At 62.1% G+C, this 13,221-nt stretch carries 15 protein-coding genes and 2 pseudogenes; 4 read left to right on the top strand and 13 right to left on the bottom strand.

All coding sequences use genetic code 11. The annotated features are described in order from the left end of the window. Window positions 1-259: 259 nt before the first annotated feature. Window positions 260-775, top strand: a complete 516-nt coding sequence (locus tag AC1DS6_RS41375; RefSeq protein ID WP_477104676.1) for a GrpB family protein — start codon at window positions 260-262, stop codon at window positions 773-775. A 131-nt stretch (window positions 776-906) separates the two neighbouring features. Here AC1DS6_RS41375 and AC1DS6_RS41370 read toward each other — a convergent pair whose 3' ends face one another. The 7 genes from AC1DS6_RS41370 to AC1DS6_RS41340 form a co-directional block, all read right to left on the bottom strand. Beyond that, complete coding sequence (locus AC1DS6_RS41370; protein ID WP_045242856.1) at window positions 907-1,362, bottom strand: hypothetical protein; 456 nt, start codon at window positions 1,360-1,362, stop codon at window positions 907-909. Between the two features lie 109 nt (window positions 1,363-1,471). Then, the gene (locus tag AC1DS6_RS41365; RefSeq protein ID WP_477104675.1) at window positions 1,472-1,909 is read right to left on the bottom strand and encodes a hypothetical protein; all 438 of its coding nucleotides are present in this window, start codon (window positions 1,907-1,909) and stop codon (window positions 1,472-1,474) included. A gap of 18 nt (window positions 1,910-1,927) precedes the next feature. Next, complete coding sequence (locus AC1DS6_RS41360) at window positions 1,928-2,068, bottom strand: hypothetical protein (protein WP_441635312.1); 141 nt, start codon at window positions 2,066-2,068, stop codon at window positions 1,928-1,930. A gap of 197 nt (window positions 2,069-2,265) precedes the next feature. Further along, entirely contained in the window at window positions 2,266-2,445 is a 180-nt protein-coding gene (locus tag AC1DS6_RS41355) for a hypothetical protein (protein ID WP_441635310.1), read from the bottom strand. 144 nt (window positions 2,446-2,589) lie between these two features. Continuing rightward, window positions 2,590-2,958, bottom strand: a complete 369-nt coding sequence (locus AC1DS6_RS41350; RefSeq protein WP_441635308.1) for a CREC-EF hand family protein — start codon at window positions 2,956-2,958, stop codon at window positions 2,590-2,592. A gap of 543 nt (window positions 2,959-3,501) precedes the next feature. Continuing rightward, entirely contained in the window at window positions 3,502-4,560 is a 1,059-nt protein-coding gene (locus tag AC1DS6_RS41345; protein WP_045242863.1) for a beta-keto acid cleavage family enzyme, read from the bottom strand. After that, window positions 4,557-4,805, bottom strand: a complete 249-nt coding sequence (locus AC1DS6_RS41340; protein ID WP_441635305.1) for a 3-keto-5-aminohexanoate cleavage protein — start codon at window positions 4,803-4,805, stop codon at window positions 4,557-4,559. The genes AC1DS6_RS41345 and AC1DS6_RS41340 overlap by 4 nt, the downstream gene beginning before the upstream one ends. A 442-nt stretch (window positions 4,806-5,247) precedes the next feature. Here AC1DS6_RS41340 and AC1DS6_RS41335 point away from each other — a divergent pair. Next, window positions 5,248-5,548: pseudogene (locus tag AC1DS6_RS41335) on the top strand (DDE-type integrase/transposase/recombinase); the annotation flags it as partial. Between the two features lie 151 nt (window positions 5,549-5,699). On the opposite strand, the gene AC1DS6_RS41330 reads toward AC1DS6_RS41335, so the two are convergent. The 4 genes from AC1DS6_RS41330 to AC1DS6_RS41315 all read right to left on the bottom strand — a co-directional run bounded on the left by AC1DS6_RS41330 (window position 5,700) and on the right by AC1DS6_RS41315 (window position 9,990). Beyond that, window positions 5,700-6,701 (bottom strand): Bug family tripartite tricarboxylate transporter substrate binding protein, encoded by a 1,002-nt coding sequence (locus tag AC1DS6_RS41330; RefSeq protein WP_441635303.1) that lies wholly within the window; start codon window positions 6,699-6,701, stop codon window positions 5,700-5,702. A 96-nt stretch (window positions 6,702-6,797) separates the two neighbouring features. Then, window positions 6,798-7,964, bottom strand: a complete 1,167-nt coding sequence (locus AC1DS6_RS41325) for an acyl-CoA dehydrogenase family protein (protein WP_441635301.1) — start codon at window positions 7,962-7,964, stop codon at window positions 6,798-6,800. Window positions 7,965-7,995: 31 nt separating this feature from the next. Continuing rightward, the gene (locus AC1DS6_RS41320) at window positions 7,996-9,204 is read right to left on the bottom strand and encodes a CaiB/BaiF CoA transferase family protein (protein ID WP_441635299.1); all 1,209 of its coding nucleotides are present in this window, start codon (window positions 9,202-9,204) and stop codon (window positions 7,996-7,998) included. 9 nt (window positions 9,205-9,213) lie between these two features. Beyond that, window positions 9,214-9,990 carry an enoyl-CoA hydratase/isomerase family protein gene (locus AC1DS6_RS41315; RefSeq protein WP_477104674.1) on the bottom strand — a complete coding sequence of 259 codons (777 nt, stop codon included), beginning with the start codon at window positions 9,988-9,990 and terminating at the stop codon, window positions 9,214-9,216. A gap of 133 nt (window positions 9,991-10,123) precedes the next feature. Here AC1DS6_RS41315 and AC1DS6_RS41310 point away from each other — a divergent pair, with 133 nt between their 5' ends. Continuing rightward, window positions 10,124-10,990, top strand: a complete 867-nt coding sequence (locus tag AC1DS6_RS41310) for an IclR family transcriptional regulator (protein ID WP_477104673.1) — start codon at window positions 10,124-10,126, stop codon at window positions 10,988-10,990. Between the two features lie 136 nt (window positions 10,991-11,126). Here the strand turns inward: AC1DS6_RS41310 and AC1DS6_RS41305 are convergent, their stop codons facing one another. Continuing rightward, window positions 11,127-12,218 carry a branched-chain amino acid aminotransferase gene (locus AC1DS6_RS41305; RefSeq protein ID WP_441635293.1) on the bottom strand — a complete coding sequence of 364 codons (1,092 nt, stop codon included), beginning with the start codon at window positions 12,216-12,218 and terminating at the stop codon, window positions 11,127-11,129. A gap of 544 nt (window positions 12,219-12,762) precedes the next feature. Between AC1DS6_RS41305 and AC1DS6_RS41300 the strand changes: the two are divergent. Beyond that, a pseudogene (locus tag AC1DS6_RS41300) lies at window positions 12,763-12,966 on the top strand (Tn3 family transposase); the annotation flags it as partial. 116 nt (window positions 12,967-13,082) lie between these two features. Here AC1DS6_RS41300 and AC1DS6_RS41295 read toward each other — a convergent pair. Further along, window positions 13,083-13,221 (bottom strand): alpha/beta fold hydrolase (locus AC1DS6_RS41295; RefSeq protein WP_477104222.1); only part of this gene is annotated, 139 nt, incomplete at its 5' end.

Here is a 13,221-nt window from a genome sequence, read left to right as displayed (position 1 = left end):
CGCGCCATCGCCGGCACCACCGCCCCACCCTGTGCTGGCTTCTCCCCTTCCGGCCAGCTTGACCGCGTTACGGCTAAACCACAAAAAGCACGACCGCACTGACATTTCAAATTAGCCAGCCGACTGACATCTAAAAACAGCCTAGACAACGAGTTGTAGAGGCCAAATCAGAATGTCCGCTTCCAGCAGCGGTTGCAGAAGCAGCCACGGCCACTCAACGGAACGGACAATTCCAGTTTTTCTGGAAGAATGAGGCAAAATGGCGCTTACCAGTAAAATTTCCCACTATGACAGCAGATGGCCTGCCCTTTTCGCCAGCGAGAAAGAGCGCGTAGCGAAAGTCTTTGGTGTTGAATTTGTCGATATCTATCACGTCGGGAGCACGGCTGTTCCCGGACTTGCAGCCAAGCCAGAAATCGACCTCTTGGTTGAGGTGTCAGAGCATCGGGACGAGGCAGCGCGAGACAGTTTCATGTATGTACTGGGTTACGTTCGGGGAAGTGATCTTTCATCAGGGCACCACTTCTATCGTCGCGATGTTGATGGGGTGCGAACCCACAAGGTGCATGTATGTGTCAGTGGCCACTGGCAGATTGAGCGAATGCTCCGTTTTGGCGATCTTCTTAGGAGCGATCCCGGTATACGACAGCAGTATCAGGATTTGAAATTTCAGCTCGAATCAAATAACCGTGGAGGCATCGGTGAGTATCTTGCGCAGAAGGCCCCCTTCATCGATGCTTTGATGGTGCCGCATCGGAGCTTAGCGAAGGAGTAAACGTCAGGATTCTGCCGCCGCCGCTCACCCTCACCTTCAGTCAAGCGGCAACGACAAAACAGATCGGGGTCTGTATCCACAATCGATGACCCGAATTCTTGTGCTAGCCCCGCGCCGTCGCCGCCATAGCACTACAGGAAATCGATTTGCACCAGCGTGTGGCAGTAGTCGTAGGTGGCCGCACCATGCGTGCCATCTGTCGGCCCTCCGAAGCCAGGCGTTAGCCGTAGGTCCCTGAGTACCTGGACCGTAAGCCCGAGCGTCATGTGTGGACGCCAACCGTTCGCGGGTTTCGCAACACGAAGGATGTAATAGCCTTTACAGGCCTCGACCGAAAAGGCATCGGCTCCCGGCGGTGCAGAGACTTGATCGACCTGGACAATATCGAATTGGCCCGTACCGGTGATTTCGGTGTGCTCAACGTTCCGGAACGCTCCGAGGTCGACCGCCCGAAAGCTTTTGATCCCAAGGCCCGACACACCCAGTCCCCGCACGTCAGTTACGGAAACCTTGAGGTAAATCGCTTGCTCCATGGCGCCAGCCTGGAGGCCATACTTGTCCAGAACCGCTTCGACGCGACTCACCATGACGCCCTCCTTTCCCTTCCAGTGCGGCCTCTAAAGTCCACTACTAGCAGATTCCCGCGACATTTCAAGGACATTGCGGATGCCGTAAACTCGTTGCTGACTTCGGCAGTCAGCCAAAGCAGCCCAGGTAGTACTGCTGGGCACGCAGCGCGTCGACACCCTTGCGGTAGCGATCGGCGCGGCTCCAGTACTCAGTCTCGTTCATTGCGCGTTCAGTCGCGCGCACCCGGTAGTCGAGAATCAGGCACTGGTTCAGAAAGAGGTTCTGGGTCCGCAAGTTCCATTCCTCGTCCCGCGCCCGTTGCGCCCTGACCTGCTCCGCTGTCTGCGCGCGGATACTCAAGTAGGCCTGATTTTCCCGAAGGGTTTTCGTAACGTTGGGCACCGTGAGCAGGTGGCCCTGCATGGTGCCGGTGACATTCATGTAGCCGGCCGGGCAGGACGCCGACGTGTAGAGGACTTCGCCTCCACTCCGGCATTTGGTGACGCCCTGCGCCAGGCCGCTGGCGGCCAGCAGCGCCATCATCACGGCAAGTTGTCTGGACATGGCAGTGACCTCGTCAAATCACGATGGAATCAATGTAGTCCAGATCAGCGCCGATGCCAGCCGCTCGCGCAGCGCCTTGTTTTGTACAAGGTGGCGGCTCTTCAACCATGCCGCCTGCCACTGGTCGCAACCGTTGCTTCGGCCACCCGGCAATGCCATTTACCTTCCATTTGTTTCAAAAAGCGCACAAAACGCTAGGCAGGCTACGACTAAAGCATAAAGACAGCACCTGGCAATGCCGTGCGAAGCTCTGCTCTTGGCCCACGCCCTGGCGGGGGCCCATGCGCTGCTGGATTATCTGGAGCGGTTTGCGCGCCGGGTCATCGACAAATGAGCGGTGCGGGGTTCTGTCGCGATCAGAGCGCGAGGCAGCCAGGAACCGAATCGCGCAGTTGATGCTGCCAGGGAATAAAATTGCTGCGCTGCGGGCGCAGCATCCCATCGATGCACTGCGTTTGCCCCTTGGCAACCATATGCGTGATTTCAATGCTGCCCGGGAGGATGCTCGCGCCGCGAAAGGCTTCAAACCCGAGCATCGGTCTGGTAATTCGCCCCGCCGGGACGGCCAACATGCGTCACTACGATTCAACGCACTGAACGCCCGAACCCGCTCGAAGATTGAAGTGTAGGACGCGCCATTCCGAATCCTGGGCGACTTCGGGCGTTAAGGCAGAGGGGGCTCAGTTCCAAATGGGATTTTCCTTCTGCATCTGTTCCTTGGTCTTTGCCTCCCAATAAGCACCGATCTGACGCTCTGTTATGTAACCCCGCTTCCTGGCATCGATCTGGTCAAAGCGCTTGTAAACCTCCGGCATACCCGCCTTGGCTTCTTCCCGGCTTAGCTTGCCGTCATGGTTGACGTCGGCCGCCTTGAAACGCTCGGCAATAATGGCCTTGGCTTCCGCTGTGGTCGGCGGCGCATTTGGAATCTGGGTTGATTCTGCTCCTTGTTGGGCTTTCGATTCTTGTGTCTGCTGGGCGCTCGCACCCGTAAAGACGAGCGCCATCACAACTGTTAAACCAACTGCAGGTAATTTACGCATGATCATTTCCCTCTCCTCCAGCATTTGTGGTTTCGCATTGCATTCTCCTGAAAAAAACCTGGGAAAATGAAAATCGCCCGCAAGCCAATGCTCAAAGGGATTCTAGGCACACAAGGCCCGCTTACCAAAACCTTTGAGTAACGTGCAGCCGGCAATGGGAGGGCTTCAAGACCAGACCGTCAATTTGGGCGGGCTACGCCTTGGCCGGTAGTAGCTCTCACCATCTTGCGCAGGCATTTAAACCCTCGAGCAATCCTTGCAGTAGGCACGCAGCTCGGTCGCGAGAACAGACTGACCGTCGTTTCCCGACGGCCGCAATCGACGCATGAAGATTGCCGGAATTGGCCTCTTCAGGTCCCAGTCGACCCCGGTCATGAGCCCTGATTCAGTCTGGTTGTGCGTGACCGTAAGTACATCATTAGCCGCAATTCACTATTGTGTTCGGTGCGTGACGCTGTCACGCCCCCCCTGACATCGATTGCGCCAGCCTCAAAAACATGCCGCCGAGGCAGCACAGAGAGCATATGATGTCAATTCCCCCCAAAGGCTTTAGGTCGGCTTGCGCAGGAATCCCTGGTTGCCACCGTTACGATTGGGCGCGAAGCCATTGGCCTGAAGCGTCTCTTCCGCCGTGTCGTAGAAGACCCCAATCTGCATGATCTCTCGTGCCTGTTTCGCTGTCGCTATGGGGCGACCAAATTCGCCGGCGATACGCACCAATTGCTTGATTTGCTCGACGGAGGTGCTCTTTCCCGTGCGGGTCTGGTTCCAGAGTACATCCTCGATGCCGCACCGCACATGCAGGCCCAAAGCCATGCCGATCATATTCACGGGCAGCACATTTAGCACCGAACTTTCCACCGTGATCACTGCTCCGTCGGGCGCAGCACGCAGAAAGTTGGCCAGGTTGTAAATGTTCGCTTGATCCATGCCGCCGCTGATAGCCACCCAGTTCATCACCAGTGGCCCCTTGTAGACGCCGCGGCGAATCATCCGCTCAATCGTTTCAAAGCTGTTGATGTTGTAGCACTGAAACTCACTTTGGATTCCGGCGGCTGTCAGGCGTCGGATGTGCTCCTCGACCCAACTGGGGTTCGAGGGCACGATCATGTCCTTGTAGGTTGCATAGAGGTGCGGGAATCCCCGCGAAACCCCCTTGAAGTCATCCAGACCAGCATGCTCAGTCACATTCATCTGCGTAGTGTTGACGGTCACCGTCACCTGGTCGGGCTTCGGATCGAGTTCGGCCAGCATATGCCGCGTGTCGTCGGAGAGCCATTTGGCCGCAGAGCCATCGTCCTCGGGTGCAAAGCTGATCGAGCCACCCACCTGGATGACCATCTCGGGTACGGCCTTGCGCACCCCGGCGATCAGCTCATTGAACATGGACAGGCGCTTGCTGCCCTTGCCATCGGGTTCGCGCACATGCAGATGCAGCACGGTGGCACCGGCTTCATAGCAATCCACCGCCTTCTGGATCTGCTCCTCCATGGTGACAGGGATATCTTCCGGGAAGTCTGAGGGAATCCAGCCCGGCGCATAGGGAGCGGCTGTGATGATCAGAGGCTGCTGGTTCTCGGGATACAGGTGGCCGTCAAGGAAGTTCATGATGATGGATATCCAGGTTGAAATGTGAATATTGAGAATGTCGAACTAGATGAGAGAGCTTTAGAACCCCATTTGCAGCGCCGTCTTCGGCACGGCGGTGCGCAGGCGATCCAGCATTCGTTGAACATGAACACGCGCCTGGAGCCCTTGCCGTCGGCTTCGCGCACCTGCATGTGCAAAACGATGGCGCCCGCGTTGTAGCAGTCCGCTGCCCTTTGCACCTGAGCGGCCATCGTCACCGGCACATCGTCCGGATCTCCGGGCAGCCATTGCGGTCCGTAGGTCGCGGTCTGAATGATCAGTGGCTGTGATCTTCAGGTCGCAAAGAGTCGTCGATGGAGTGCATGCAAGTCTCCTTAAAGCGGTTGATGTCCAAGTGTCAGCGACTACGAGTGAATCATCCGGCCTCGCGCCACTTCCCGCTTTACTTTGGATGCCTCGAACTAAGCTTTTCATGACAACAACGCGCCCCTGTCCGTTGAGCCACCGTCAAGACACATACGTCCGTCAACCTGGAAGACGACGTACGCGAGCAAAATGGAAGGGAGCCACCTTCCCTCCCCGACACGCGGTGTCCGACGTACTCTGCGCGCAAGCTTGTCTGCATGATGCTAGTGCACGGCGTCAGGCTTCGTTTTGACACCGGTCTTGCCATTGGAGTGCAAGCCCGTCATGAACGCAGTCTGAATAAAGAACCGGCGCGACAAGACCGAAGCCAAACGCTTCTTCATCCGAGTGCTTCGCTCCTGCCGCGTGCCGCGAAAATCGTCACTGACCAATTGCGCAGTTACCCGGCCACGAAGGCCGACATCCCGGAACTAGCCAATGTCAAACACGTGTTCGTCAAAACCGCTGCTCGCTTGAACAATCGGGCCGAGAACAGCCACCAGCCCACACGTGAACTCGAGCGTCGGATGCGAGGGTCTCGCGATCGCAAGCGCACCCAGGCGTTGCTTCGAGCTTCGGCCCGATCCGGCAGCAGCTTGCCTAACTGCACGCCGGCGTCATGGATGGAGTCGCCCCGCGCGGCCACGCCGGCCAGCCTTTCGTTGAGCGCACTCGGCCGGGATTTCTCCTGCCTCGGCCCTGGCCCCGCGCATAGGGCATCGGCGCGAGTTGCTCGCGCGCGTGTTCCAGTTTTACAGCAGCTCGATCTTCGCGATTGCCGCCAGCCGCTTCCAGCGCGCTATCTCGTCCTTCTGGTAGTCGCGCAGTTCTGCCGGCGTGGACAGTATCAGCGAGGTGGACTGGCGCTGGTAATACTCTTTGACATCGTCGGCAGCACCGGCCTTGGCGAACAGTTCGCCAAGGCGTTGTGCGATGGGTGCAGGGGTCTTGGCGGACACCGCCGCCGCCACCCAGTTATAGGCCAGGAAATCCGGCACGCCGGCTTCGGGCGCGCTCGGCACCCCAGGCAGCAGTGGTGAGCGTTGGGGCGCGGTGTAGGCCAGTGCGCGCACCTTGCCGCCCTTGACCAGTTCGATCGCGCCGCTGGCGTCCACCACGGCGAAGTCCACGTTGGCGGCCATCACGCCGTTGATCGCGTCGCCCGCGCCCTTGTAGGGGACGCCCGTGGTCTTCATGCGGCTTTGCTCATTCAACCATTCGCTGTACAGCGTGTATGACACCGAGCCAGTACCGTAGTTAAGTGCACCGGGGCGCTTGCGCGCATCTTCCACCAGCGCGTTGAGCGTGTGGTAAGGAGAACTGGCGGGCACGATGATCAGGCATGGCCCCCGCGACAGCAGCGTGATGGGCTGGAAATCGGTCAGCGGATCGTAAGGCAGCTTGCGGAAGGTAGCGGCGTTGGTGGATAGCGTGGAGTTGCTGCCGATAAACACCGTGTATCCGTCCGCCGGCGCGCTGAGCACCGTCTGCACACCAATAAAGCCGTTGCCGCCCGGCTTGTTCTCCACCACGACGCCCTGCCCCGTCAGCTCGCCGATCTTCTTGGCGAACATGCGGGCGGTCATGTCGGTACCGCTGCCGGACGGAAACGGCACGATAAAGCGGATCGGCCGGTTGGGAAATGCCTGCGGCTGCGCCAACGCGGCGAACGGTACGCCCGCCAGGCTCGCTGCGACAGCGGTGCCGGTCAGGATAGCGAAGCTACGCCGGGAACAGTTCACGGTTCGGGTCATATTGTCTCCTTGGTCTTCCGCCCGGCAGTGGGTTCCGCCAGTGCGGGTGCGTCAGTGGTTCGGTGATTCCGTGAGGTGAGTGGTCTTTGCGACGGACTAACGTTTGAGGCCGAGCAGATCTCGCGCGATGACCCATCGGTGTACTTCGGACGGCCCTTCGTAGATGCGCATCAGCCGCGTCTCATTGGCCATCTGCTGCAGCGGCATTTCCTTGGTCATGCCCATCGCCCCGAAGGCCTGCATGGCGTGGTCGATCACGTCCCAGGCCATCTCCGTGGCGAACACCTTGATCATGGAGACCTGGGTGCGCGCTTCCTCGCCGGCGTCGATGCGCGCCGCGGCCTCATAGGTCATCAGGCGGCAGGCGTGGATGCGGGTAGCGGCATCGGCCACCCACCACTGGATGGCCTGCCTGTCCGCGAGCGCGGCGCCGAAGGTGCGGCGCTGCGGCGCGTACTCGCACAGCATGTCGAGCGCACGCTGGGCGCGGCCGATGCACCAGGCCGCCATCTGCACGCGCCGGCTGGACAGCCGCGCCTGCATCGGCGCAAAGCCCTGTCCTTCTGCACCGAGAAGCTGCGTGTGCGCAACACGGCAGTCCTCCAGCACCACCTCGTAGGTGGAGGCGCCGCCGATCATGGGGATGCGCCGTTCCACCTTGAAGCCGGGCGTGCCGCGGTCGACCAGGAACGCGGAGATGCCCTCGCGCGCGCCGCGCGCCTTGTCGGTCACCGCCATCACGATGGTCCAGTCGGCGCGAGCGGCCCGGCTGATCCAGATCTTGCGGCCGTTGAGCACCCAGTCGTCGCCGTCGCGTTCGGCGCGGGTGGTCATCATGGCCGGGTCGCCGCCGGCACCTGGCTCGGAAATGGCAATCGCCGAGACGGTTTCGCCGCGCGCGTACGGTTCCAGGTAGCGCGCACGCTGAGCGGCGTCGGCAGTCTTGAGCAGCATGCGCAGATTCGGCGAATCGGGCGGCAGGTCGTAAGGCGTGATGGTCTTTCCCAGCTCCTCGTTGACGCCGACCATGGCCACCACCGGCAGGTCGGCGCCGCCCATCTCAGCCGGCGCGTCCAGGCCCCACAAGCCCAGTTCGTGCGACAGTCCGTCCAGCTTGTCCTGCTCCTGCGGCAGCAGCGTGAGCTGGCCGCCCTCTGCCTCGCGGGCCAGTACACCCGCTTCGAGCGGGATCAACTGCTCGCGCACAAAGCGCGCCACCAGATCCTTGAGCATCTGGTGCTCTTCTTCCAGTGCGAAGTTCATGCAATGCCTCCTTTATGGTTCGCGTGCCGCGTCAGCCGGCATTCAGGTCGCCCGTTACCTGGGCTATGTCTTCAGGGGCTAGCCCGGCTTCGCGCAATACCTCATCGGTGTGCTCGCCTAGCGTGGGCGCGTGGCGGCGCAGCGACAGCGGCGTGGCGGAGAAGCGCGCCGTGGGCCGCATCTCGCGTAACGGGCCCTCGGTGGGATGCTCCGTCTGCTGGAACAGCCCGACCGCTTCCAGGTGCGGATGCGCCAGCAATTCGTCCGGCGTGTAGATCGGGGTGGCTGGGATATCCAGCGTTTCGAAAAGCGTCATCCACTCTGCCGTCGTGCGGGCCGGCGTGATTTCCGTGAGCTGCTGGTACAGCGCGCGGATATGGGCGTTGCGCTGCGCGCGGCTGGCTATGTTGTATTTATCGGCCAAGTCGTCGCGGCCCACTGCGTGGAAAAAGGCTTTCCAGTGGCGGTCCGTGTACGGCAGCACGCAAATCCATCCGTCCGCAGTCTGCGCCGGCCGCCTTCCGCCTCCCAGCAGGCGCGCATAGCCGGCTTCGCCGGTGGCGGGCTCGAAAGTCAACCCCGCCAGGTGCTCGGCCATCACGAAGCTGGCCATGGTTTCCAGCATCGGTACCTCCACCGCTTGCCCGCTACCGTGGCGCTCGCGGTGCAGCAGCGCGGCCATCACCGCGTTGGCCAGCGCCATCCCGGTGGTCTTGTCGGCAATCAGGCTGGGCACGTACTCGGGCCGGTTGCCAGCGGCGGAGCCCAGCGACACCAGCCCGCAAGCGGCCTGGATGATGTCGTCGAAGGCCGGTTTGTTGCGGTGCGGGCCGTCCTGGCCGAAGCCGGTGGCCACGCAGTAGACGATGCGCGGGTTCAACGCCGCCACTGCAACATAGCCGAAGCCCAGCCGCTCGATGGCGGCCACTCGCATATTGTGGATCAGCACGTCGGCGCCGGCGATCAGGCGGCGCAGCGCCGCCGCGCCCGCGGGCGTCTTTAGGTCCAGCACCACCGAGCGCTTGTTGCGGTTGAGCGCCAAGTAGATTGAACTCATGCCGGCGTTGCGCGATACGCCATTGGCGCGCATGAGGTCACCTTCCGGTCCTTCGATCTTGATGACGTCCGCGCCCAGGTCGGCCAGAGATTGCGTGGCCAGCGGGCCCAGCACCACCGACGTCAGGTCGAGTATGCGAATGCCCTCGAGCGGACCGGCGCAGACGGAATTCTGCTGTTGCATACGGACCCCTCAGCGGCGCTGGAAGACTGGCGCGCGGCGCTCGGCCATTGCCGCCACGCCTTCGCGAAAATCCGCGGTGGCGAACTGCACACGCTGGATGGCAAGCTCACGCTGGTTAGCCTCCACAATGCGGTCGGCCAGGCCCAGGCGCAGCGTTTCGCGCGTGCTTTCGACGGCCAGCGGCGCCGAGGCCGCTATGTCGTGCGCGAGCGCCAGTGCGCGGGTAAGCACCTCGGCCTGCGCCACGAGTTCGTCGGCCAGACCGATGCGCATCGCTTCTTCGCCGTCGACACGCCTGCCCGTGTACAACAGCAGTGCGGCCTGCTGCTCGCCGATCAAGCGCGGTAGCGTCACGCTCATGCCAAAGCCGGGATGGAAGCCGAGCCGGTTGAAGCTGGCGCTGAAGCGTGCTTCGCGGCATGTGACGCGGAAATCCGCCACCAGCGCCAGGCCCAGCCCCGCTCCGATCGCCGCACCCTCCACCGCCGCCACAATGGGCTTGCGGTTACGGTACAGCTTCATGGCCTGTGCGTAGAAGGCCGATGGATCGCGCGAGACGCTGCCCTGGTCCGCACCGCTGAAATCGGCCCCGGCACAGAAGGCGCCCACGCCGGATGACAGCACCACGGCGCGGCAGCTGTCGTCCCCGTCGAGTTGGAGCAGCGCTTCGGCCAGCTGGCGCATGACATCGGCGTCGACAAAGTTATGGGGCGGGCGGGAGATCTCGATTTGCGCAACATGCTGGTCGCGTCTCAGGACAATTTCGGGGGTGGATGCCGAGGTCATGGCGAAGGGCTCCGGAAGGTGAGAAGGCACCCAGTATTCGCCGATGCGCGTTGCCGCGCCACACTACAATTTCGGAATTCGAAATTAAATTGCGGCACACCGAAGCTGGACTGGCGGGGCTGCCGACAACCACATGCCCGATACTCTCTCCCAGCCGGATTCCCGACCCAAATCGCCTTCGACCCGTGCGCTCACCCACAGTACTGGCCGCTTCACGCGCCAGACCGAAGGCAGCCAGTCGCTCGAACGTGGCCTGATGTTGCTGCGCGCGTTCCGCGTCGGCTCTTCCAGCCTGACCAATGCGGAGCTGGCTGCGCGCACCGGACTGCCGCGCCCCACCGTCAGCCGCCTCACACACTCGCTGGTGGACAGCGGCTTCCTGCGCTACGACTCCACCGAGCGCGCCTACCGGCTGGCGGCGGTGGTGGTAAGCCTGGCAGACGCCTTCCACCACGCCACCGCGGTGCCCGATATCGCGCTGCCGCTGATGCGCAAGATTGCCGAGGCGGAAAAAGTCAATGTCGGCCTGGCCGTGCCCGACCAGACCACCATGGTCTACCTGGCCGCAGTGCGCCACAGCCGCGACAGCGTATCGCGCACCCGGCGCGTGGCGCCCGGCACGCGGATTCCAATGGAACTGACCTCGATCGGCATGGCATGGCTGGCTGCGGCGCCGGCCGGCGTGCGTGACCATTGCCTCGCGCGGATCGCGGAAAAGGCCGGCGACGAATGGCCGGCCTTGCACAAGGAACTGTCGCGCGGCATTGCCCAGGCCCAGGCGCAAGGCTATTGCACCGCCAACTACCAGCCGGGTCACCTGACCGCCGTGGGCGCGGCGTTCCGCGGGCCGGACCACCAATGGTACGGACTCAATATCAGCTTCCCGCACAAGCCCAGCGACAAGCCGCGCGATGTGGCGCGCTATGCGCCGCTGCTGCTCGGTCTGATCGAGAAGATCAGCGTGTCATGCGGGGTGGAGGACGGCATGGAGTCCGCATGACGGCCGGCGGCTAGCGCGGGGCCGGCATGGCGCAGCGAGGTGCGAATCCGAACTGCGCGATGGTTTCCGGTTTGGCCTGCAGTTTGCCAAGCGGCAGATCGGGCGAGCCCGAACACAAGCGTCCCGCAAGGCACCCTTACAAACCGACGTGATGGACCCACCCGGCAGGGCCAGCGGCCTGGTTGCGCTGAATCTCCACCAGCCGCTCCCTTAGCACCTTGACGGTGTTGCCGGCCGTGCCGTTCCCGATCGCAAAGCGTGTCCGCGAAGACCGCACTTCGCCGATGGCCACCAGCGTCGCCGCCGTTCCGCAAACAAAGGCCTCGGCCAGGCGTCCGCTTTGGGCATCCGCCTCCCACTCGGGGTATGAATACCGGCGCTCTTCCACCGTCATGCCCATCTCCCTGGCCAGTTCGATCACCGAAGCCCGGGTGATGCCTGGAAGAATCGAGCCGCTAAGGGGCGGCGTGACCAGGGTGCCGTCGTCCATCACGAAGAAGATGTTCATGCCACCGAGTTCCTCCACCCAGCGGTGCTCGGCGGCATCCAGGAAGACCACCTGGTCGCATCCGTTCGCAGTGGCCTCGCTCTGCGCGACCAGGCTGCCGGCATAGTTGCCGCCGCACTTTGCCTCGCCGGTACCGCCGGGCGCGGCGCGCGTGTAGTTCTCGGAGACCCAGACGGAGACGGCCTTGTCGCCGCCCTTGAAGTACGGGCCCACAGGGCAGGCGATCACGCAGAAAATGAATTCGGAGGCGGGCTTGATGCCGAGGAACACCTCGTTCGCAAACATGAAGGGACGCAGGTAGAGGCTGCCCGAGCCGTGCGGCACCCAGTCCTGGTCGACCCGCACCAACTGCTCGATCGCTTCCAGGAAGAGGGATTCGGGCAACGCCGGCATGGCCATGCGCTTGGCCGACGCCTGGAAGCGGCGCGCATTCTCGAGCGGGCGGAACAGCGTTACTGCGCCATCCGCGCCGCGAAAGGCCTTCATGCCCTCGAAGATCTCCTGGCCATAGTGGAGCACCGAGCACGCCGGATCGATCGAGAACGGCTTGCGTGCGGTGACCTTGGCGTCCTGCCAACCCTGTCCTTCACGCCAGGTGATCGTCACCATATGGTCGGTAAAGACGCGGCCGAACGCGGGGTCGCGCATCAGTGCATCCCGGGTGGCCGCGTCGAGCGCGTTCGGGTTGGGTTCGAGGCTGAAAGTGGTTTGTTGCGTCATGAGCGCGAGTCTTCCTTCGCTGGCGTTGGGGATTGGCAGCAGGACGAACACTCCTGTCTGCCGCCGGCATGGCACGTGGCTTTGCGTGAAATCCGGGGCATCAATGATCGCATGCTGGCGCCCAGCTTGTCTTCAATGTCATTGCAAGCCCCCATCGTCAGGCACTCTGCGCCATCGCGGCACAGCTTGCTGAACTTTTCCGCAAGGATGCACTGCTGGTCGTAGGCGTGTTCTCCGGCAGGCCGGGCGCCTGTGTCCGTCGTCGCCAGCCTGGGGTATCGCTCGGTCTTTCGCTCGAAGATAGGGGTGAAGGCTTCGAAAGATGGCGTTGACGGGGTAATCGTACTTTCCGTGCAACATCTGGCGGTGAGGCAAGAATTACCCTTATAAATCAAAGTATTAATAAAGCATCAAGTTCACCAGATTGCATCCTTTCGATGCAAAATCTGGCGCCAGCCTTGCCAGCAAACGCAGCCCTAGAGCCCTCGAACAATGCAGAAAGGCGCGCCGCATGTTTGTGTGCGAACGATAGGTGCCGACCTCGCTCCTCTACAACGTCCAGTGGATGTCGCGCAAGTTCAAGGAACTGCAGGAGAAGGGACATCCCGTTGATGCCGAGGTGCTGAAGGTGCTTTCCCCTTACCGGCGCGAGCATATCAATCGGCTCGGGGACTATCTGCTGGACCTCCAGAGACGGGCTCCGCCACTCGACCCAACGATAGATTTTCTTGTCAAATCAGCCACTTAGTGGAGATGCGTCGGATTTTTTACGAATAGCGGCCAACCCTCAGGAGACGTCCAGGACCTCTTATGGTGAGTCAGTCTGCCGGCGCCTTCGTGGGGCCCGGCAGATGCGGCGTCGTTTCAACTACGGATGAATGCCAACAGGTCGGCGTTGAACCTGTCCTTGTGCGTGTCGGTGAGCCCATGCGGCGCACCGGGGTAGACGATCAGCTTCGCGTTCCTGACGAGCTTTGCCGATGCGCGTCCGGCGGCGTCGATC

This window comes from Cupriavidus sp. 05L310 (assembly GCF_056398185.1).
The sequence above is the reverse complement of the archived record's forward strand: the minus strand, read 5'-3'. Positions and strand labels throughout refer to the sequence as shown.

Bases quoted from the DNA above. Each gene is read 5' to 3' on its own strand.
- AC1DS6_RS41375 (WP_477104676.1), top strand. From the start codon at position 260: ATGGCGCTTACCAGTAAAATTTCCCACTATGACAGCAGATGGCCTGCC.
- AC1DS6_RS41370 (WP_045242856.1), bottom strand. From the start codon at position 1,362: ATGGTGAGTCGCGTCGAAGCGGTTCTGGACAAGTATGGCCTCCAGGCT.
- AC1DS6_RS41365 (WP_477104675.1), bottom strand. From the start codon at position 1,909: ATGTCCAGACAACTTGCCGTGATGATGGCGCTGCTGGCCGCCAGCGGC.
- AC1DS6_RS41360 (WP_441635312.1), bottom strand. From the start codon at position 2,068: ATGGCATTGCCGGGTGGCCGAAGCAACGGTTGCGACCAGTGGCAGGCG.
- AC1DS6_RS41355 (WP_441635310.1), bottom strand. From the start codon at position 2,445: ATGCTCGGGTTTGAAGCCTTTCGCGGCGCGAGCATCCTCCCGGGCAGC.
- AC1DS6_RS41350 (WP_441635308.1), bottom strand. From the start codon at position 2,958: ATGATCATGCGTAAATTACCTGCAGTTGGTTTAACAGTTGTGATGGCG.
- AC1DS6_RS41345 (WP_045242863.1), bottom strand. From the start codon at position 4,560: ATGAACTTCCTTGACGGCCACCTGTATCCCGAGAACCAGCAGCCTCTG.
- AC1DS6_RS41330 (WP_441635303.1), bottom strand. From the start codon at position 6,701: ATGACCCGAACCGTGAACTGTTCCCGGCGTAGCTTCGCTATCCTGACC.
- AC1DS6_RS41325 (WP_441635301.1), bottom strand. From the start codon at position 7,964: ATGAACTTCGCACTGGAAGAAGAGCACCAGATGCTCAAGGATCTGGTG.
- AC1DS6_RS41320 (WP_441635299.1), bottom strand. From the start codon at position 9,204: ATGCAACAGCAGAATTCCGTCTGCGCCGGTCCGCTCGAGGGCATTCGC.
- AC1DS6_RS41315 (WP_477104674.1), bottom strand. From the start codon at position 9,990: ATGACCTCGGCATCCACCCCCGAAATTGTCCTGAGACGCGACCAGCAT.
- AC1DS6_RS41310 (WP_477104673.1), top strand. From the start codon at position 10,124: ATGCCCGATACTCTCTCCCAGCCGGATTCCCGACCCAAATCGCCTTCG.
- AC1DS6_RS41305 (WP_441635293.1), bottom strand. From the start codon at position 12,218: ATGACGCAACAAACCACTTTCAGCCTCGAACCCAACCCGAACGCGCTC.